Origin of the sequence: Halalkaliarchaeum sp. AArc-GB, from assembly GCF_031432225.1 — an archaeon.
GTDB lineage: Archaea > Halobacteriota > Halobacteria > Halobacteriales > Haloferacaceae > Halalkaliarchaeum.
This window is the reverse complement of sequence record NZ_JAVKGM010000014.1, coordinates 28648-48431: the sequence shown is the minus strand read 5'-3', so window position 1 is coordinate 48431 and position 19784 is coordinate 28648. Positions and strand designations below refer to the sequence as shown.

Here is a 19784-nt window from a genome sequence, read left to right as displayed (position 1 = left end):
GTATCGTTGGATCTCAAGGCTTATACGGCGGAGGCGACACCTCCGCGTATGACAATCGAAACCGGCGACTCGGTGACGATCGAGTACACCGGCCGGCTGGACGACGGCTCCGTATTCGACACGACCCACGAGTCCGTCGCCGTCGAGGCCGGGCTCGACGAAGACGGCTCCGACCGGGAGTACAGCCCCCTCACCGTCGAAATCGGTGCGGGACAGATCATCGAAGGGCTCGAGGAGGCACTCGTCGGCATGGACGAGGGAGACAACAAGACCGTCGAGATCCCGCCCGAGAAAGCATACGAGTGGAGCGAAGCGAACATCCGTGAGTTCGGTGCCGCCCAGTTCGTCCAGACGGTCGGACAGGAGCCCGAAGAGGGCGCGTACGTCCGGGACCAGAACGGCACCCTCGCGGAGATCGTCCACGTCGACGAGGACGTCGTCAAGGTAGATTTCAACCACCAGCTCGCGGGTGAGACCCTCGAGTTCGAGTTCGAAGTCGTCGACGTCAGTTAATTTTCTCTCCTCACGATCGGATCGTCCCCCCACCGGGACGCAGTGATCGTTACGCGTCCGCGGGGGCACCACGGCGATTGGGCGTTCTGACCTCCTCCACCTGAGAGTAAACAAGCACCATCCCGATGCCCGCCAGCACCGCTGCGAGCGTGAACGGGACGTGGAACCCGAACTCGACGAGGAACCCCGAAAGGAGCGGCCCCGCGGCGACTCCGAAACCGAACGCCATCGTCAAAGCCGACAGCGTCGTTCCCGATGTGGTCTCGCTGGCGAGGTCACCCGCAAGCGCCAGCGCCGGCGCGAACACCATCGCCCCGGCCACCCCCTGGGCGAACCGCGCCCCGAACATCAGCCAGGAGTCGAGAACGAACCCCTGGGCGGCCGTCGTCGGTACCAGAAGCGCCATCCCGAGGACGATGAACCGCTTGCGGCCGTAGAAGTCCGTCGCGCGGCCGATGGGCATCTGCAGGAAGATCTGGGCCAGCACGAACGCCGCGAACTGGAGGCCGAACATCGTCGGCCCCTGGTCGAGCCGACTGTTGATGAGGTCCCCCAGCGTCGCGAACACGGCGATCCCGATGGCCATGAAAAAGGAGATCACACTCAGCGTAAACACCGGGTCGAACGTGTGTTCCCCCGCCTGATCGAAGATCGCCAGACTCGTGTCGTCGTCCTCCGGATCGGACGGCTCGATGTCGGGGTCGTCGATGAGCACGAGCACGAGTACCAGTGCGAGAGTTGCGGTGAAGGCGGCGAAGTAAAAGGTGGCGTCGAATCCGGAGATGTGTGCGCTCACAGAACCGACGTCGACGGTGTAAGGACCTGCGGCGACGACGGCACCGGCCGCAACCGGTCCGACGCCGAACCCGACCAGCCGGAACGTGTTGTACGTTCCCATGTTGCCGCCGCGGTTCGTCTCCGCCGCCAGATCGTTTACGAGTGCGACCGTCGTCGGAATGATGAACGCGCCGGCCACACCCTGAAGGACGCGGAGCCCGATTAGATGCCAGTACTCGGAGACGAACGAGTAGGCGAAGCTCGCAGCGGCGAGGACGGCCAGGCCGAACAACACGTAGATCTTTCGGCGTCCCGTGCGATCGGAAAGCCTCCCGGTGAACGGCTGGAGCGGACTGTTGACGAATCCGAACAGCGAGAGGACGATCCCCGTGATCGCCACTTCGGTCAGCCCGAACGTGCCGCCAGTGACGAACTCGCTCGCGATGAAAAGCGGCAACACGACGATCAGAAACGAGTTGCCGACGGATTCGGACATCCGGGCGAGCGCGAGTGCCAACACCTGTGGGTTCACACCGAAGAGAGTCCCCATCAGTAGCTGCTCACCTTCTCGACCCTCATGAGTCTCCCGTTCGTGATCGTTCCTCTTCAGTACACGAGTTGCGTTCGTCCCTTGCCGGAAGCAACACACTCCAAAAACAGCATCAGGAGCGTCCGGGAATCCGAGGAGCCAGTATAAATAGATACAAAATATAGCGACACAGCGAAGTCCAGTTGCGGTGCAGCCACGACGTGGGGGCGCACTCTCCGGGAGAAAATCACGCATGGAAAACCGGCGACCCCTGTCGGAACCCCGCGATTCCACACCAGCTCCGAATACGAGTCACATCCGATGATAGATCCGCTCTTCCAGCGTTGTCGGGGGGTATTGTGCGTCAAAGTAATCGGCGCAGTTCTCGGGCCGCTGGTTTTTGGACTCGTCTACCTCGGGAACCCGTTCGGCATTCCGCCGGCTGCCAACGCAGTTCTCGCCGGCGCACTCTGGATCGTGATCTGGTGGGTGACCGAACCGGTTCACCTCGCGGTGACGAGCCTCGTCCCGATCCCGGTGTTCTCACAGGTCGGCGTCGCCGAAGTCGACGCGATCACCGCTCAGTACGCCCATCCGATCGTGTTTCTCCTTCTCGGCGGGTTCATGCTCGCGCTCGCCGTCGAGCGGTGTCACCTCCATCGACGGCTCGCGATCGTCTTCATGGCCAACGTCGGCGGCGCGCCGGCGCGTCTCCTCCTCGGGATAATGGCCGTCACCGCGTTCCTGTCGATGTGGATCTCCAACACCGCCACGGCGATGTTGATGCTCCCGATCGCAGCCGCGATCGCGCTTGCGGGGGCAAACGGCGTCGATGACGCGCCGTCGCTTTCCCCCGGGGAATCGGCCGAAGAGATCGAATCCCCGGACGGGCTACTGTCGAAGGGGTTCGGCCTCGCCCTCCTTTTGGGGGTCGCCTTCGGCGCGAACATCGGCGGGGCGGCCACGCTCATCGGCAGTCCGCCGAGCGCGATCTTCGCCGGGATTGCCGGGTCACAGCTCGGCGTTGACGTCGGCTTTCTCGACTGGATGATCTATGCGGTTCCGCTGGTCGTCGTGACGCTTTTCGTCGCCTGGGGATGTATTATCTTGCTGACCGACCCGACGTCGTCTATCGACGAGGAGTTCGCCAGAAAGTACTACGCCGGGATGTCCGCCATGGAAAGTGACGAACGCCGGGTCGCTCTCGTCTTCGGGCTCGTCATCGTCGCCTGGCTCCTCCGTCCGGCGGTGATCGAACCGATCCTTCCGGGTCTCACCGACCACGTCATCGCGGTGGTGGGCGGGATCGCGCTGTTTCTCGTTCCGGGCGGACCGGACGGAGAAGACCGCCTCCTGTCGTGGGAGGACGCCGCAGAGCTGCCCTGGGACGTGCTCCTTTTGATCGGCGGGAGCTTCGCAGTCGCCCACGCCTTCCAGGTCGGTGGACTAGACGAGGTAGTTGCCCAGTCACTCTCCAGTCTGGAGTGGATGTCGGTGCTGCTTTTGATCGCCACCATCGTGACCGCCGTCATGGCTCTCTCGAACCTCATGTCGAACACGGCGACTGCGACGGTGTTTCTGCCGATCCTCGTCGCGTTCGCGCCCCTGGCCTCTTCGCCGCCGCTGTACCTGATGGCGCCGGCCGCACTGGCAGCGTCGTTCGTATTCGTGTTGCCCGTCGGCACGCCGCCGAACGCGATCGCCTACGGAAACGGCCACCTCGACATCGCACAGATGATGCGGGTCGGGATCGTGATCAACCTGATCTGTATTCCCCTCGTTGCGCTGCTGTCGTATCTCTGGTTGCCGGTGACGCCGTTCGGATGATTCACCGCCAGTCTACCGTTTCGAACACGCGCTCCAGATACTCCCCTCTCGAGATCTCGCCGGCAGCGTACGACTGCGCCCACCTCACAGCTATCTCGAATCTGGCGAGTTCCTCGCCATTCGGATCGACGACCACCCCTTCGAACGGGAGCTCGAACCCCTCCGCGACGCCCTCGGCGTACGCCCGGGCAGCAGTCATGACTGCCTCCTCGGGTTCGCCGGAGCTTTGGATCGCGACGAACAGGCGGCTATCGTCGATATCTCCGCCCCGGACCTGTACAGCCGCCGACTCGTCGATCGCGTCGAAGATCGCCTCCGACCGTCGCTCAAGTCGTGTCTCCGGTGGCGTCTCCTCGACGGTAATCCGTATCCACACCCGAACCGGCTGTCTGTCCTGGTCCTCGGGCGTCACGAGCACCCCATAGCGACCGTCGGTTCGGACCTCCTGGACCACCGTCGGCTCACCGGCGGTGAGTTGATACGTCGCGATCGGCTGTTCGCCCGGGTCGAAGACGGTTATTGTGGTTCGGCCGGGGACCGGTCGACGGGTGTCGAGCGCGACGACGAGGAATTCACCGGTGGCGGCCTCGAGTGAGAACGTTCTATCGGTTTCCCACTCGCGTACCACCTGGTGAACCTCCCGGTCGTCGACTCCGCCGTCCCCGTCGACAGCGAGACAGCCGGGAGCCGCACCGAGTGCGAGTACGGGGACACAACCGAGCAGTGTGCGACGGTACATATCCGGACTCACTCCCTCCTTGCTCCTGGGTCGACGCGTGGATCGAGAACTCCATAAGAGAGGTCCTGCAGGAGGTTCCCGAGCACTCCGACCACGACCACGACGAGAACACAGCCGAGCAGGACGGGAACGTCGCGGGAGTTTGCCGCCCCGAACAGGACCAATCCGAACCCCTCGATTCCGAAGACGACCTCGATGACGAACACCGAAAGCACGAGCAGTCCAAGCGCCTCCGTAAACACCATCGAAATCATCGGTATCGCCGCGTTGTGGAGAACGTGTTCGGTGACCCTCCAACTGGACCCGCCTTTCGCCTCGACGAGTTTGACGAACTCGGCGGAGACGTACTCCTTCGCATATGCCCGGGCGTAGCTCAACGGGCCACCGAGCAGCGTCGTAGTCACGAGGACGATCGGAAGGAGATATTCGAACAGCAGTGAGGAGTACACCAGGTGACCGGCGATCGAAACGGACAGCAGGATCGCCCCGAGCCAGAACGTCGGAACGGCAAACGCCACGTACGATGTTCCCGTGCCGACAGCGGCGAGCCGCGAGTCCGGCCTGAGTGCGGCGTACAGTCCAAGCAAGGTGGCGATCGAGAATCCGATTGCGAGGGCCGGAAGCACGTACAGCAGCGTCCGCCCCAACGCCGAAAACACCAGCGGCATCACTGCGTCGCCGGCGTGATACGCGTAGGTGTACGCCTCGGGATCCCCGCCGGTTGCCACGTCCCAGTCGAGCGTCGCCATCCGACGAACCCAGCCCACGTACAGTTCGAATAGCGACGATTCGGCCGTCCCCATTCCAGTACCCGGCGCAGTCGCGGATCCGGCCCGACGCGTCGGAAGATACTCGGGGATCAGCAGAAACAACGCAAACACCGCCGTCAAAACACCCCAGACGGTGATCAGCCCGAATACGAGGTGTTTCGCGATCAGCTTTCCCGGGTTCATCTGCCCGATTCGAGCGAGGCAGTTCCGGAGGCAGCGCGCTGCTGGAGGGGGACCATACATCCGGGATTCGAAGCGAGATCAAAAAACGTATCGGCGAATAGGCGGGTTCGAGCCGCACCGTGGCGTCCGCGGACAGTTTTAATATTGTGCGTTTCGATCCCCGATTGCCCTCCATGAGCGACGACAGTCCTCCAGCTACCTTCGAGCACGTCGACTGGACGGACCGCTCCCGCTCTCGGACGATACTGACGCCCGAACGGATCGTCCTCGTCTTCGGGTTGACAGTCGTCTCCGGGCTCGTGGCCTACGACACCTACGTCGCGCACGTGTACCTGATCGGGAACTGGCAGACCGATGGCCTCGACTGGCTGTTGTTGGTCGGACTCGTCGTGCTGGTCTCACACGCCGGAGTGCCGGCGCTCCGACGCCGACGCACGTTTCGACGTGTCGGATGGAGGCTGTTTCGACGCCCGGCAGTAACACTGGCCGGCGTCTACCTCGGGATCTTCGTTCTGGTGGGGCTTTTCGGCCCGATACTCTACCGGGATCCGGGATTGCAATACGGGCTCGAATATCTCCCGCCCGTGGGGTTTTCAGCGGAGTTCGTCGCCGTCGACTGCCCAGGCGAAGTGACCGGGGACGCCTTCGATAGACAGTGTCACGGATCGTGGGCGTACCCGCTGGGCACGAACCATCGGGGGCATCCGCTGGGGTTCCTGCTGATCGAGGGTGCACGGGTGGCGCTGTACGTCGTCGTCTTTACTGCCGCATTCGTGGTGCCACCGGCGATCGCCGTCGGTGTGATCGCCGGACTCCGCGATGGACTCGTCGACGACGTGTTGATGTCGGTCGTGACGGTGCAGCTGTCGATTCCCGCGATCGTCGTCTACTTCGTCGGCTTTGCGGTTCTCGGTCCCTCACTGCTGTTGTTGCTCGTGGTGTTCGGCCTGTTCAGCTGGGGTGGCATCGCGCGTCTGGTGCGCAGTGAGACCCTGCAGCGTCGCGAACGGGGCCACGTGCTGGTCGCGCGCAGCCTCGGGGCGAGGAAGTCGTACCTCGCGAAGCGTCACATTCTGCCGAACGTCACGAACACCGTCGTGCCGGCCGTTTTTCACCTGTTCGCGATCCTCGTGCTCGTCGAGGCGGGGCTGGCGTTCCTCGGGTTCCACGAGCTGCGGCTCTACTCGTGGGGATCGACCATAAGCGAGTCGATCAACGCCCAGATCGGGAGTCGGCTCCAGTTGCGGGCCGACAGACCGGCGTACCAGATCTGGTGGGTTTCCGGACTGCCGGCACTTTCGTTGACGCTTACGATCACGTCGTTCAAACTGCTCGGGGACGGTCTTCGGGACGCGCTGGATCCGAGGCAGTGATACTGATTATTGTAGCGATTTTCCGGTCGATCGGCCATCCGGCCCGCCGATCGTCCGGTTACGGCCGAGAATAATCAGTATGAGAGGGTCCCGACGACACCCGGCTTTATGGGTGCAGTGTGTGGAGTACCACCATGAGCGACCTAGCGATCCACCACGTCGGAATCGTCGTAAGCGACCTCGAGGAAGCCGTCGCGTTCTACAGGGACACCCTCGGGCTCTCGGTGGCCGACGAGTTCACGCTGTCGCCGGACGGCATCGGGACCGCGATCGGCGTAGAGGGGGTTACCGGCGATTTCGTCCACCTGGAGGGAAACGGCGCCCGCGTCGAACTGATCGAATACGACCCTACCGGTTCGGATAGCCGGGCGGACACGATCAACGGGCTGGGGGCGAAACACGTCGGATTCGCAGTCGAGGACATCCAGGAGTTCTACGAGAAGTTACCGGACGACGCCGAACCGCTGAGCAGCCCGCAGCCGGTCGAGACGGGAACCTCGATCGTGTTTTTCCGCGACCCCGACGGCAACTTCCTCGAAGTCGTCGAGGCGTAGTCGGCAGTTGGTCGTGCTCGGGAGCAGATTTATCATGATATAAGGTGATATTCAAATGTATGACACACCACAGTGACTTCGACGGCAAGACGGTTGTCGTCACCGGAGCAGGATCGGGAATCGGGCGGGAGACCGCAATCGCGTTCGCCAGGGCGGGAGCGAACGTCGTTCTCGCGGACGTCGACGTCGAGGGAGGCGAGGCGGTCGTCGAGACGATACTCGGGGAGACGGACGGCCACGCGACGTTCGTCGAGGTAGACGTCACCGACGACGACGACGTCGAGCGGATGGTCGAGACGGCACGCGAGGAGTACGGTGGGCTCGACGTGGCATTCAACAACGCCGGGATCGGCGGGACATTCGACGCAACAGAGGAGATCTCCGAGGAGGACTGGCAGCGGATCATCGACATCAACCTCACCGGCGTCTGGCGGTGCATGCGAAAAGAGATCCCGGTCATGCTCGAGAACGGCGGCGGATCGATCGTAAACACCGCCTCGATACTGGGCAAGGTCGGCGAGGCCGGGACGCCGGCGTATACGGCTGCAAAACACGGGGTCGTCGGGCTCACGAAGGTCGCAGCACTGGATCACGCGACCGACGGGATCCGGGTCAACGCAGTGTGTCCGGGGTATATCGAGACGCAGATGCTCGACGACGCCGGGGTGACGAAAGACGAGGAGCTGCTTGCAAAGACCAAGGATCTCCACCCGATGAAGCGGCTGGGAACGGTCGAGGAAATCGCCGACGCGGTGACGTGGCTCGCCTCCGAACAGGCGTCGTTCGCGACCGGCGAGACGCTCGCCATCGACGGCGGATACTTGAGTCGGTGAAGAAGGGATCGGAGGGTCGTTGATTTCTTCCCTGCGGTGAACCGCGAGGCTTTCGCCTCGTTTTTCCGTAACTCTGGAAAGTACTGTTATATGTCGTCCAGTACGACGTCCGATATGAAGACCAAGGCCCTCTCACTCGACCGCGACCTCCCTGTGGCGGTCGGCATCGGACTGTTCGTCACTGTCGCGGTCCTGGTCGGCATCGCCATCCTCAACAACAGCTGGCGGATCTGGAATACGGCCGCCTTCTGTGGCTCGTATGCGGACTTCTACGGGCCGCCGGTTCCCGAGGTCTGTCTGTCGTTCCCGGTTTATTTCCGGCTGTCGCTGACCCACCCGCCGTACCTCATCCCAGCAGTGCTGCTCGGAATACTGGCGGCGATCGGGTACGGAGTCCGGCGGCGGGCGTCCGCGGCCTCTGCGACTGAATCGTAGTCGTTTCGAGAACGTTCAGGTGCCGTCGAACGCTTCACAGGTCACTGAAGTGATTGCGGAGGCCGTGAAAGGCGTCCGCGAGTCTCCCTTGCAGTTCTGACTCCTCCATTTCGTCGAAGATGATGGTCTCGGCCTTGTGCCGATCCTCCTCGTCGTGGATGTCGTGCGTTGTGAAGAACTCGCTGTACTCGCTGTCCTCAGGTACCAGCTCGACGGTCTCGTACCACTGTTCGATGACGGCGTCTTTCGCGGACGGTGGCGGGCCGGGTGTTGGATCGGACATGGTGTGTCAGGTTCCGTTCGAAATCTACGGGGTTGTCAAATATAAAGGGAACAACTGCTCATGCTCTGGAACAACCGACCAGACAACCGGAGCGATGGCGGTCAGGCCGACCCAGCCACTTATAAGGAAATTCTTCTAAGCCGGGGAGGGAGTGTGAACCACGGTCGTTTCGCTCGCTACGCTCGCTGCACTCCCTGATTCAAATCCCTCACGCGTCTCTTCGACTCCACTTCGTCGGTCTCGAGCAACCCGATGCCGAGAGTGTCACCACCGTGCGGCGCCAGCTCGCCGCACGGTCGCCAGGCACCGTTCGATCGAGCGCGATGAGGATCTCGAACAGCGCCGTCGAGACATCGAGCAGGCGTTCCAGGAGACTTGTCCGGTCGAGGACGTCGTCTCGCTCCGGAAGGCGTACCGCAGCGCTCGAGGGCAGGCCTAAGGGACCATCCGGCCGTCCCTCGAGGTCGTTCCACGATCCGCCCGGCGGTTCGCAACGCTGGCCCGGGCTGGCGATTACTAGCATCTTCTATATGAGAGGGAGGTGCAGGATGTAAGGCACATATTCAGCACTCACTGGTCAGTGGCCGTGAGCGATGTAACGGCGACATCGATCATCAGACTCCAGATATGTCGAAGTGCAATAGTAGTTGTATGCAAGACATAGAGATTTCATCTATTGGATGCTCACCCAGTGATTTCTAACGCTCAAAATTATGCAAGCTAAGTCGAGCAGACGTTAGAAGCGAACTGTCGCTACGCTTGATTCCGAACCTGAGGATCGCTGACTGAACGATATTCATCTTGAGGAACGTTCGTCACCCGTTGCACAAATTTCATGCGTTGCACGAATGTCACTAGTTACCTATATACAGACCTCGCACGACATCAAACGCGATGACATCGGAAGACCCGTCGACACGATTGGAGCGTGACCCGCCAGCGAGGGAGATGGAAGCAATCCCTGATGCAGTGGCGGAGATCAGGGAACTACTTCAAGAACAGGATCTGACGCTGGAGGACCTGTTGAAGGCGACCCAAGAAGGAAACTTTGAGCCGATGGATTCGGGAAACTACTGTGTCGTCAGTGGCTGTTACGTCGTCTGTAATTCGTGTGAAAAAAAGTAGGCTCACACTGGAACAATGAGGCAGGTGAAGGCAGGGAAGCGGTTGAAGGTGACCTATCCGACGTCTCCCGAAGAATTTTTTGATGTGGTTTCCGAGATCGACACTCTGGCGGACCGATGGATCGCCAACCATGTCAACCGGTTCGATCCGCTCGCCTGGGACGACGAAGACGACAGGCATTTCCGACGAAAAGCGTTCTCGGAACTCTGTCTGTACCTCTACGTGCGAGATGGACATCGCGGCGGTGACGTCAACTACGCCGACAGGGTCGTCAAGCGAATCAACGACCCACGATATTACCGGCTTCCGATTCGCCATCCGAGGGAGTTCCTCCTTTATTACGCTGCTTTCCTTTACGCCAATGAGACCGGAGTCCTGGACGCGGACGCGAAAACGGTTCCGGAGCGAGTTCTGGAGCAACCGGCAGTCTGGAGCGTCGAGTTACCACCGTTTCGGCTGCTGGAACTGTGGTTTTTCTGTTGCGCGTACGGATACGAGACTGACAGGCTGAACCCGGACGCCGTCATCGCCACAAGCTGTCTAAACCGACAGTTCGACGTCGTCAACTCTATCGACCAGGACGCTTACGCTCTCACTCACAACGTCTTCTATTATCGAAACTTCGGGATCCCCCATCCGGCTTTTTCTTCGGACCCTGCTCCCTATGACCTCCGTACGACACTGATCGCGCTGATCCTTCGATACCTGGCAGAAGGTAACACCGACGTCGTCCTGGAACTTCTCGTTGCCGGTGTGTTACAGGACCAGTTACCCCGCGAGATCGAGTACCTGGCACTGTCCTGGGTATACGTCCGATCGGATTCATTGGGATTCGTCCCAGGTCCCGAGTTCCGCCAAGCCCATCGAGACGTCACGGGTCCGGACGACGCTGACGTCGTGGTGGACAACTATCACTCCACGTTCGTTGCCGCAATAGCGACGACGGTCGTCCGCCAGCACGTGAAGGTCGATCGAACGGCGGATTTTCCGCTGGACGACCGGACCGTGACCGGTCTTCTCGAACTCGGTGGCGCTCTCCACGAGCTCTCCGAGTACAATTTGCGTCGGGGCGCCTCGTTGCTTTCGAACGCGGCAGGTCGCTCACTTGGAGGCGTGTACGGCGAGATTATCGGGCTCGCTGTGGAGTATTTACTCAGCCAAAATGTGAACGGCCAGTTCGGCGTCTTTACCGACGAAGAGTACCTCTACCTAGCTGCCGGAGGGGACAGCAATCAGTTTTCCCGAGAGATGGTTTGTCCCGTGACGGAGGGCTGCCAAGAGGTTGTGCAGGACCTCGGTCCCGGAGAGGAGCAACAATCCTAGTGGCATCTCGATCAGTTCGTCAAGTAGTCCACGGCAAGTTGTGTTCTCACGATCGTCGAGGTGTAACTAGTCACCTTCTCCGGTTGGTTTTCACCATGTCGCGTCCCTTCCCGCCGCAAGCGGCGGGGTTTCCTGTTTGTTTCTTGAACAAGGATCCGGACGACGAACGGATCGACGCCCACCCGGAAATGCAGGCATTTCTCGAGCGATTGTGAGCCGGCTCGTACTGCATCGAACCCGGAACCCGTCGGACGCGCTTTGCGTAGCTTGCGAACGGTGAGAGCTGGTTACTGTACTCGATGTGGATCTGGAATTCGAGCGTGGGCTCGGCGTCCCAGCGAACGGTCACCTGCTGTTGGATCACCGTCGCACGCGGGGTGGTCGATCCGTCTCCGTCGTCCCACTCGTGGGAGGCGATCAACTCGCCGTATTTGGTACCTCTGTCGGGACACGGACGTATATCGGGAACAGTAGTGAGGGCAACAGGACAGGGCACGGAACAGCCACGACGAGCCATTGGTGGAAGCAAAAGTTTCCGTGAAATGGCTCAAGACAGCACCACCTCCCCAGGTAGATAGTCAATAAAAAGTGAACCTGATTTATTAATCCGGAGGAGGGAGTGTGAACCACGGTCGTTTCGCTCGCTACGCTCGCTGCACTCCCTGATTCAAATCCCTCACGCGTCTCTTCGACTCCACTTCGTTCCGTCAGAAGAGCCGGAGGAGGGATTTGAACCCTCGACCTAATCCTTACGAAGGATTCGCTCTGCCAGCTGAGCTACTCCGGCGCGCATTGGTTCGTATCTCGATGACGGCAATAAGGGTTCCGGATTCGGGCAACAGGTCACCGTTCGACCAGTCGGACGTCCAGACAGACGTTGAGTTCGTGGGGCGCGTACGACCGGACCACGTGCTCGGTCTCGACACGCACGTCGTACGCCTCGCCGGCCGCCTCGCGGATCGCTTGCCGTCCGGGACCGAACGGATCGTCCTCGTGCTGGATATCGTAGTAGTGGAGCAGACACTCCTCTCCCGCGAGAGCGATCGCCGTGTCGAGGAATTCGCCGGCAGAATGGGGGAGATTCATAAAGATCCGTTCGGCCCACCCCTCCCAGTCGGTGGCGACCTCCCGAACGTCGCCGTGGATCGCGGTGACCCGGTCGCTCACGCCGTTCCGGCGGGCGTTCTCCCGGAGGTAGTCGATCGCCCGTTCGTTCAGGTCACAGGCCACAACCTCCGCCCACCGGTCGGCCGCCGGGATCGCGAACGGCCCCACGCCGGCAAACATGTCGAAGACGTGCTCCCCTGGTTCGACCGTCTCGAGCACGCGGTGTCGCTCCGTCGCGAGCCGCGGCGAGAAGTACACCTCGTCGACGTCGAGTAAGAACTCGTAGCCGTACTCGCGGTGGACCGTCTCCGTCGGCGAACTGTAGGGGTTCGACGCACCGATATCGTCCGGGGAGACGAGCACCTCCCAGTCTCGAACCCGCAGTTCGCCCCGGATCTTCGAGGCGCGGTTCAAAACGGTCCGAACAGGGATGTCCGAGTCGACGACCGCGTTCGCGATCTCGCGTGCACGGTCGGGGCCGTCCTCGTCGAGGATGACGATGTCTCCGAGTCGTTCGTAGGTCGGGTCGTAGCCGAGGAGATCAGCCGGGGTCCGCTGTGGCTCCTGTTCGGGGAGCTCCCGCTCGGTCACCGCGTCGGCGTACTCCTCGGGAACGCTCGGCGGGTCGGTGATCGGAAGGTAGATGGTAGCCTCCTCGACGACGATCCGGTGGGTGCCGTCGAGCACGCCGGCCGACGAAAGCGCCTGTCGGACGGCCTCGCCCTGCTCCCGGGGGACCGCCACGCACGGAACGGACATACAGAGAGAAGTCAGCCGACCGGCGAAAGCGCTACGGTTCGACCGTCTCGCCGGTGGCTTCATCGACGGCCCCGTCGTCGCGGGACTCACCGGATCGCGCGTCGAGACGCGCTTCGATCGCACACGCTACGGCGTCCGGCTCCAGCGACCGGACGTCGACGACCGGCGGGAGTTGTTCGCCAGCGGACTCCTCGAGGAGATTCTCGATCCCGCGCGGCACGTCGCCGGCCCGGACGAGACAGTCTGCCGACGAGACGACCTCCCGAACCCGATCGATCGTCGCGTCGGACAGCCCCGAAAACGGCGGGACTGTCACCGCGTCTGCCCCCACGTCGTCGGCCAGTACGGCGGCGTCGTCACCCTCGTGGACGGGACCGAGAGAGATCGTCGCGTCCGTGGCCGCGAGGCGAGCCAGGACAAGCGCCGCCGGACGCCCGTTGCCGAGCACGTGGACGCGACAATCCGTTCCGAGGTCGGTAGACGCCGCCGGCGAAAACGCCGTCACGCCCGGCGCGTCCGCGGCCGGCTGTCCGGTCACGACAGCCGTCGCGTCGAACGTTTCCTCCAGACTCTCGGCGGTGAGCACTTCCGAGGGAGGGCCCGACGCCTGTACGCGGCCGTCCGAGAGCAACACCAGCTCGTCGCAGTATCGCGCCGCGAGGTCGAGATCGTGAATCGCGGCGACGACGGTCTTGCCCTCCTCGACGAGTTCGTCGACCATTTCCAGGGTTCGAACCGCGTGGTTCACGTCGAGGCTCGCCGTCGGTTCGTCCAGAAACAGCACCGGCGTCTCCTGGGCGAGCGCCCGGGCGAGCAAAACCCGCTGGCGCTCGCCGCCCGAGACGTCGGTTATCGACCGGTCGGCGAACTGGGTGATCTCGGTCCGTTCCATCGCCGCTCGGATCGCCTCCCTGTCGTCCGGCCCGAGCGTCCCGAACCGGGAGACGTGCGGCGTCCGCCCCATCTCCACGGTCTGCTGGACCGTAAAGGAAAACGACAGCGTCGTCGTCTGTGGAACCGTCGCAACCGTTCGGCTCACTTCCCGTGCGGGCCGGTCGTGGACCGGAACGCCGGCCACCCGAACCTGCCCGGCGTCGATGGGGAGCAACGCGCGCATCGCCCGAAGTAGCGTCGACTTCCCTGCTCCGTTGGGCCCGACGAGACCCACTAGCGTCCCGGGGTCGACGGTGACGTCGACGTCTTCGAGGATCCGGACGCCGCCGAGCGACACGTCGATTCCCCGGGCGTCGACGACGGGCTTGGAACCCGCGGCGGCGGCAGGATTGTCACCCACCGTCTCCCCGTTCGAGAGTTCGACCGGGAGATCGCGATCGCCGTTGCCGTTGTCGTGGCCGTTGTCCCCGTTCCGTCCGGTGCTCTGCTTCGCGTTCCGTTGGTCGGTCGGTTTTCCGAACCGCCGATCCGGATCGATCTCGCCGCGGCTCACAGTTCGTGCACCTCCCGTTTGCGGAGCAGATACAGGAAGAAGGGCGCGCCGACCGCGGCGGTGACGATCCCGACCGGGATCTCCGTCGCGCCGGCCCGTGCGACCGTGTCGGCGACCACCAGAAACGCCGCCCCCGCGAGCGCCGAGGCGGGCAGCAGTACGCGGTGGTCGGGGCCGACGACCAGGCGGAGCATGTGCGGGACGATCAGTCCGACGAAGCCGATGACCCCCGCGACGGCGACCCCGGCGGCGGTGATCACGCTGGAGGCGGCAAGCAGGATCCGTTTCGTGCGTTCGACCTCGATGCCGAGCCCTTTGGCGTCCTCCTCGCCCAGAAGGAGGACGTTCAGGTCCCGGGAGTAGGCGAGCAAAACGACGAAAAGCAGCGGAACGACCATAAGCGTCGCCTGCACCTCGCTCCAGGTCGACCCCTGGAGGTGACCCATGAGCCACGCGACGACCTGTCTGAGACTCTCACCCGCCTGGAGCTGGAGATACGAGATCATCGCCCCCAGGAACGTCTGGACGGCGACCCCAGCGAGCAACAGCGTAGCGACCGGGGTCCTGCCGTTTTCAGTCGCGATCACGTAGACGGCAAACGCGGCGAGCAACGCCCCGGCGAACGCCGCCCCGCGAAGCCCGAGCCCGAACGGCAGCGCCAGCGGCGCGACGATGAACACCGTCGCACCCAGCGCCGCGCCCGAGGACACGCCGATGATCGACGGGTCCGCCATCGGGTTACGGAAAAATCCCTGCATCACGGTGCCGGCCGCCGCAAGCGAGAAGCCGACGAGTGCGGCAAGCAGGATCCGCGGGAGCCGAACCTGCATCACGATCCGTTCGTGCGTCGAATTGACCGGGTACGCAGTCAGCGGGCGCCAGCTCAGATCGATGCCGGGGAGCTGCAACAGCCCGCCGATCACAACACCGCCCCAGGTCAACTCGAGTCCGGCCGGAACCGGGATCGAATTGAGGAGGATCTTCGCGATCTCGGTCGGCGGGATCGTCACGGGGCCGATCCCAGCCGCGACCGTCACCACGACCGCAAGCAGCGCAGCTAACAACGTCGACCACGCCACTGCTCGCGATTTTGCCGACCGAGCCGCCGGCTCCCACCGCGTTACGGCGCGGACCAGCCGGTCGACTCCCTCGGTGCTCACATCTACAACCCCACTTTCAATAGATAAATACTTATTGGGTTAACGCTTCGGACAAGATGATGCAACGGACAGCCATCGTTGTTTCGATCCTCGTTCTTTTGGCCGGCGTCGGCGTCGCCCCTGCGGCCGGTGCGGCGTCTTCATCGGTTGCGGACGTGGACGAACCCGACGCGACGTACGAACCGTGCGAGTTCCCGGTCGAACTGACCGACGCGACCGGCGAGACGGTGACGATCGAAGAGAAGCCCGAACGAGTCACCACGATCGGGCCGAGTGCAGCCCAGACGATGTGGGAGATCGGCGGTGAAGAGCAGGTCGTGGGCGTCTCACAGTTCGCCCACTATCTCGATGGCGCCGAGGAGAAGGCCAACGTCTCCGCCGAATTCGGCGCCAGCGTCGAACAGGTCGTCGCGACCGACCCCGATCTGGTTCTGGCTCCGAACGTCAGCGCCCAGGACGTCGAACCCCTCCGCGAGGCCGGCCTGACAGTCTATCACTTCCCCGAGGCGACCGACACGGACGACGTCGCCGAGAAGACGGAAACGATCGGCAAGCTCACCGGGAACTGCGAGGGTGCCGCCGAGGCGAACGCCTGGATGCACGCCAACGTCGACGCCCTGAACAGCGTTACCGCCGAGGCCGACGAGCGTCCTGCCGCACTGTACCCCCTCGGTGACGGCTTCGTTGCCGGCGGCAACACGTTCATCGACGAGATCATCACCGTTTCCGGTGCCGACAACGTCGCACACGAACACGAGGACTTCCCGCAGCTGAACGACGAAGTGCTGCTCGAGATGGATCCCGAGGTTCTCGTGGTGACGATGCCCGGTGTCTTCCTCGAACAGGAACCGTACGCCTCGACGACTGCCGGTGAAACAGAGTCCGAAGTCGTCGTCGATGTGCAGTGGCTGAACCAGCCAGCACCACGCAGCATGGTGGAGGCGACACACGAACTCGCCGCGCAGCTGCATCCCGAGCTGTACGACGAGAGCGTCTACGTCGAGCGATCGGAGATCACCGTCGAGTCGGTCGATGAGGCGGCCGAGGAAGAGAGCACTGAAGCGCAGGAAACCGAAGAGGAAGGTGCTGACGAACAGACACCCGAAGAGACGCCCGACGACGCTGCCGACGTGACGACGCCCGGCTTCGGCGTCGTCGTCGCCCTCGTCGGGACGCTTTTGGCCGCACTGCTGGCGCTCCGGCGCGTCGAATAGGTTCGCGGACGCTGTTGCTGACTCGTTTTTAAAATCAGCAGCCTCCCGACGATCAGGCGGCCGCCTCCGTGCCGTCACGCCACCGGAGATACATATACGGGATCACCGCGAGGATGGCGAACACGAGCGTCGCGAGCCCCCACAGCACCGCGTATCGGCTTCCGCGAGCCCGCGCGTCGGTGTACACCCAGTAGGCGACTGCGACGAGGATGCCGTACACTGCACCGTAATAGAGGAGCGACCGAATCGTCGGCAAACTTTCCACCACCAGCGGATCCATTAGTCCTTTTTCAGGTGGGAGCGAGTAAAAACCCAGCCATCGAGCGTGGCTACAGCCGACCGTCCGACGGAACGAGCGTCGAGTCGGTCAGATCGGCGGCCATCACGAAGTCAGGTTCGTCCGCGACCGGAACACGTGCTGTGGCGACGTCGCTGATCCACTCGACGCCCTCGGGAATCATCACGCGAACGTTGTCGACGCCGACGGCTGCCGCGTCCCGTTGTACGGCCGCAAACAGGGAGTCGGCCGCCTCGGGAGTGTCCCACGCGCCGACCGCGTACAGCGCCCACTGCTCGGGTTCACCGTCCTCGTTCTCGCGCTCGAAGGTCCGATCCCGATAGGTGAACCCGCGGACGCCCCGATCGTGAACGGTGAAGAGACGGTCCTCGTTTGCCGCCGTCTGGAGCTTTTCTGGGGTGAGTTCCGAGAGCGCCCACGATTCGCTGTCGTCCATTGCGAGTCCGCGGAGGTGGGTCCTGGTCTCGGATTGACCCCAGAACGTCCAGGCGCCGACCGCGTCGGCGCCGATCGACAGCGCGGGGTCGACATGGCCGTCGGGCTCCGGTCTCGCGTACCGAAACTCCGTACAGGGATCGAAACCCGCCGAACGGGACTGGCCGAGGCCGGCCACGTTCCAGGAGAACACCATGTTGCGCACCACCGTCGCCCCCCGATCCTCAGCCCACTCGAAGATCGCGTCGGTGAGCAGCCGCGAGATCCCCAGTCCGCGGTACTCCGGATGCACGCGCATCCCCTGTGCCCACGCTTCATACTCCGAGAGCAACACCCCCTGACAGAGCCCGGCGATCTCGCCGTCGTCGTCGACATCGGCGGCGCCATCACCGTCCTCGGTGCCGCCGCCGTCAGCATCGTCCTCGACGACGAGCACGAACGTGCGCTGGTTGGGTCCATCCGTTTCGACCCACTCTGAGAACACCCGCGGAATGTAATCGGAGGCGTCCCTACCGCTCCAGGTGTCGGCCGTAAACGCGACAACGTCGGCTTCGTCCTCCGGTCGTGCCTGTCTGACCGTGACGTCGATCCCGCCGTCGGCCGCGTCATCACGAGAGCTCATGACGGATCCACCCCCGTTATCGCCACGGCTGCGATTCGGCGGTCAGTTCGCCGGCGAGGTCGGTCCGCATCGCCTCGGCGACCGACTCGGCCGCGACGGCGTCGCCGCCGACGTTCCCGAGCACCCACATCAGCTTCACCTTCGCCGTGCCGGGGAGCGTGTCGCCGCCCTCGATCACGCCCGCATCGAGGATGTCCCGACCCGTGTCGTAGACGCGGTCGCAGACGCGACCCTCGAGACACTGGCTGGTCATCACGACGGTGGTGCCGTCCTCCGCCAGCTCCTCGAGTCGAGGGATCAGGTCCGTGTGGACGTGACCGAGGCCGGTCCCCTCGACGACGACGCCGTCCTTCCCGTCGAGGTACTCCCAGGCGGCCGGATCCATCCCGGGAGTGAACTTCACGAGTTCGACGTCGGGCTCCAGCTCCGGGGACAGCGAGAGGTCGACCGCCCCGCGGTCCCGGTAGTCGCGACGGAACGTGATCGCGTCCTCGGCGACGCCGCCGTCCCCGCCGGTCTCGGTGGCCGCCTCGTAGTCGACTTCCCCGAGCGGTTTCGCCCCGACAGTTTCGAAGGCGTCCCGGCGGGAGGTGTGGTTCTTCCGCACCCGGGTGGCCCGGTGGAGCGCACAGACGTCGTCGGAAGCGCCAGCGTGCATGCAGACCAGCACCTCGGCGTGGTCGGCTTTGGCGGCCTCCACCGAACAGACCGCGTTCATCACGTTGTCCGAGGAGGGCCTGTCGGCGGAGCGCTGGCTGCCCGTGAACACGATCGGCACCGGCGTCTCGAGCATGAACGACAGCGCCGACGCGGTGAACTGCATCGTGTCGGTCCCGTGCATGACGACGATGCCGTCCGCTCCGGCGTCGATCTCCTCGTGGACGGCCCGCGCGAGATCCTGCCAGATCGGCACCTCCATGTTCTCCGAGAGGATGTTCGCCACAACGCGCCCGCGGTAGTTGGCCCGCCCGGCGAGTTCGGGAACCGCCCGGAGAACGTCCTCGGCGTCGAACTGGGCGGTGACCGCACCCGTCCGGTAGTCGACCGTCGAGGCGATCGTTCCCCCCGTCGAGATCAACGAGATGGTCGGGAGGTCACCCTCGAACTCGATTTCTGACACTCCGTCCTCGCCGGCTCCGCCCCCGTCGATGTTGTGGACGGACGACTCCAGAACGTCGATTGACGCCTCCTCGCGATCGATTCCGACGTTGTAGCCGCCGTCGAGCTTCACCACCAGATACTCCTCGGTGGTGGAGGGCAACAGTACGCCTTCGTTCGTGACGCCTCCGCGCTCGACGCGGACGCGATCTCCCGGTTGCATGCACGCGGGTTTTCCGTCTGCGGACTTGAAACCATCCGTTCGCCCGTACGCGGAACCGTGTGCAACTGGGGATCGGCCGAGGATCGACCGAGGATCGATCGGGGATCGATCGGGGATCGACCGCGGATCGGAGTCCGCGACCTTTTAAGTCGCCAGC

At 63.4% G+C, this 19784-nt stretch carries 21 protein-coding genes and 1 tRNA gene; 9 read left to right on the top strand and 13 right to left on the bottom strand.

Going from position 1 to position 19784, the window contains the following annotated elements; all coding sequences use genetic code 11:
- Positions 1–48 precede the first annotated feature (48 nt).
- Positions 49–513 (top strand): peptidylprolyl isomerase, encoded by a 465-nt coding sequence (locus RH858_RS12660; RefSeq protein ID WP_259536094.1) that lies wholly within the window; start codon positions 49–51, stop codon positions 511–513.
- A 49-nt stretch (positions 514–562) separates the two neighbouring features.
- Here the strand turns inward: RH858_RS12660 and RH858_RS12655 are convergent, their stop codons facing one another.
- Positions 563–1840 (bottom strand): MFS transporter, encoded by a 1278-nt coding sequence (locus RH858_RS12655; RefSeq protein ID WP_259536092.1) that lies wholly within the window; start codon positions 1838–1840, stop codon positions 563–565.
- 336 nt (positions 1841–2176) lie between these two features.
- Between RH858_RS12655 and RH858_RS12650 the strand changes: the two genes are divergently transcribed.
- Complete coding sequence (locus tag RH858_RS12650) at positions 2177–3646, top strand: SLC13 family permease (protein WP_310562063.1); 1470 nt, start codon at positions 2177–2179, stop codon at positions 3644–3646.
- A 1-nt stretch (position 3647) separates the two neighbouring features.
- Here the strand turns inward: RH858_RS12650 and RH858_RS12645 are convergent, their stop codons facing one another.
- Positions 3648–4385: a hypothetical protein gene (locus tag RH858_RS12645; protein WP_310562062.1), complete on the bottom strand. Its 738-nt coding sequence runs from the start codon at positions 4383–4385 to the stop codon at positions 3648–3650.
- 8 nt (positions 4386–4393) lie between these two features.
- The gene (locus RH858_RS12640) at positions 4394–5338 is read right to left on the bottom strand and encodes an ABC transporter permease (RefSeq protein WP_310562061.1); all 945 of its coding nucleotides are present in this window, start codon (positions 5336–5338) and stop codon (positions 4394–4396) included.
- A 173-nt stretch (positions 5339–5511) separates the two neighbouring features.
- Here RH858_RS12640 and RH858_RS12635 point away from each other — a divergent pair, with 173 nt between their 5' ends.
- From RH858_RS12635 to RH858_RS12620, 4 genes are all read left to right on the top strand, one after another.
- A complete protein-coding gene (locus tag RH858_RS12635) occupies positions 5512–6711 on the top strand; it encodes an ABC transporter permease (protein WP_310562060.1) in 1200 nt (399 codons plus the stop codon).
- 134 nt (positions 6712–6845) lie between these two features.
- Positions 6846–7265 carry a VOC family protein gene (locus RH858_RS12630; protein WP_310562059.1) on the top strand — a complete coding sequence of 140 codons (420 nt, stop codon included), beginning with the start codon at positions 6846–6848 and terminating at the stop codon, positions 7263–7265.
- A 59-nt stretch (positions 7266–7324) separates the two neighbouring features.
- On the top strand, positions 7325–8098 hold the full coding sequence (locus tag RH858_RS12625) for an SDR family oxidoreductase (RefSeq protein ID WP_310562058.1): 774 nt from the start codon (positions 7325–7327) through the stop codon (positions 8096–8098).
- 114 nt (positions 8099–8212) lie between these two features.
- Positions 8213–8533 (top strand): hypothetical protein, encoded by a 321-nt coding sequence (locus RH858_RS12620; protein ID WP_259536077.1) that lies wholly within the window; start codon positions 8213–8215, stop codon positions 8531–8533.
- 34 nt (positions 8534–8567) lie between these two features.
- On the opposite strand, the gene RH858_RS12615 is transcribed toward RH858_RS12620, so the two are convergent.
- Both RH858_RS12615 and RH858_RS12610 read right to left on the bottom strand, forming a co-directional pair.
- Entirely contained in the window at positions 8568–8816 is a 249-nt protein-coding gene (locus RH858_RS12615) for a hypothetical protein (protein WP_259536075.1), read from the bottom strand.
- Between the two features lie 208 nt (positions 8817–9024).
- On the bottom strand, positions 9025–9339 hold the full coding sequence (locus RH858_RS12610; protein ID WP_310562057.1) for a hypothetical protein: 315 nt from the start codon (positions 9337–9339) through the stop codon (positions 9025–9027).
- Positions 9340–9710: 371 nt separating this feature from the next.
- On the opposite strand from RH858_RS12610, the gene RH858_RS12605 reads away from it, so the two are divergent.
- Positions 9711–9941 (top strand): hypothetical protein, encoded by a 231-nt coding sequence (locus tag RH858_RS12605; RefSeq protein ID WP_259536073.1) that lies wholly within the window; start codon positions 9711–9713, stop codon positions 9939–9941.
- Positions 9942–10025: 84 nt separating this feature from the next.
- Positions 10026–11264: a hypothetical protein gene (locus RH858_RS12600; protein WP_310562056.1), complete on the top strand. Its 1239-nt coding sequence runs from the start codon at positions 10026–10028 to the stop codon at positions 11262–11264.
- 70 nt (positions 11265–11334) lie between these two features.
- Here the strand turns inward: RH858_RS12600 and RH858_RS12595 are convergent, their stop codons facing one another.
- From RH858_RS12595 to btuC, 5 genes are all read right to left on the bottom strand, one after another.
- Positions 11335–11685 carry a hypothetical protein gene (locus tag RH858_RS12595; RefSeq protein ID WP_310562055.1) on the bottom strand — a complete coding sequence of 117 codons (351 nt, stop codon included), beginning with the start codon at positions 11683–11685 and terminating at the stop codon, positions 11335–11337.
- Between the two features lie 293 nt (positions 11686–11978).
- Positions 11979–12051, bottom strand: a tRNA-Thr gene (locus tag RH858_RS12590).
- Positions 12052–12107: 56 nt separating this feature from the next.
- Positions 12108–13130, bottom strand: coding sequence for a class I SAM-dependent methyltransferase family protein (locus tag RH858_RS12585; protein ID WP_310562054.1), 1023 nt, complete (start codon positions 13128–13130; stop codon positions 12108–12110).
- A 31-nt stretch (positions 13131–13161) separates the two neighbouring features.
- A complete protein-coding gene (locus RH858_RS12580) occupies positions 13162–14577 on the bottom strand; it encodes an ATP-binding cassette domain-containing protein (protein ID WP_310562053.1) in 1416 nt (471 codons plus the stop codon).
- On the bottom strand, positions 14574–15656 hold the full coding sequence (gene btuC, locus RH858_RS12575; protein WP_310562093.1) for a vitamin B12 ABC transporter permease BtuC: 1083 nt from the start codon (positions 15654–15656) through the stop codon (positions 14574–14576). Before btuC ends, RH858_RS12580 begins: the two co-directional genes overlap by 4 nt.
- 140 nt (positions 15657–15796) lie before the next feature.
- Here btuC and RH858_RS12570 point away from each other — a divergent pair, with 140 nt between their 5' ends.
- Positions 15797–16951: a PGF-CTERM-anchored ABC transporter substrate-binding protein gene (locus tag RH858_RS12570; protein ID WP_310562052.1), complete on the top strand. Its 1155-nt coding sequence runs from the start codon at positions 15797–15799 to the stop codon at positions 16949–16951.
- A 52-nt stretch (positions 16952–17003) separates the two neighbouring features.
- On the opposite strand, the gene RH858_RS12565 is transcribed toward RH858_RS12570, so the two are convergent.
- The 3 genes from RH858_RS12565 to gatD are packed head-to-tail and all read right to left on the bottom strand — an operon-like array spanning position 17004 to position 19627.
- Positions 17004–17231, bottom strand: coding sequence for a hypothetical protein (locus RH858_RS12565; RefSeq protein ID WP_259536061.1), 228 nt, complete (start codon positions 17229–17231; stop codon positions 17004–17006).
- Positions 17232–17280: 49 nt separating this feature from the next.
- Positions 17281–18306, bottom strand: a complete 1026-nt coding sequence (locus RH858_RS12560; protein ID WP_259536059.1) for a GNAT family N-acetyltransferase — start codon at positions 18304–18306, stop codon at positions 17281–17283.
- A 16-nt stretch (positions 18307–18322) separates the two neighbouring features.
- A complete protein-coding gene (gene gatD, locus RH858_RS12555; RefSeq protein ID WP_259536057.1) occupies positions 18323–19627 on the bottom strand; it encodes a Glu-tRNA(Gln) amidotransferase subunit GatD in 1305 nt (434 codons plus the stop codon).
- Positions 19628–19784: the final 157 nt, after the last annotated feature.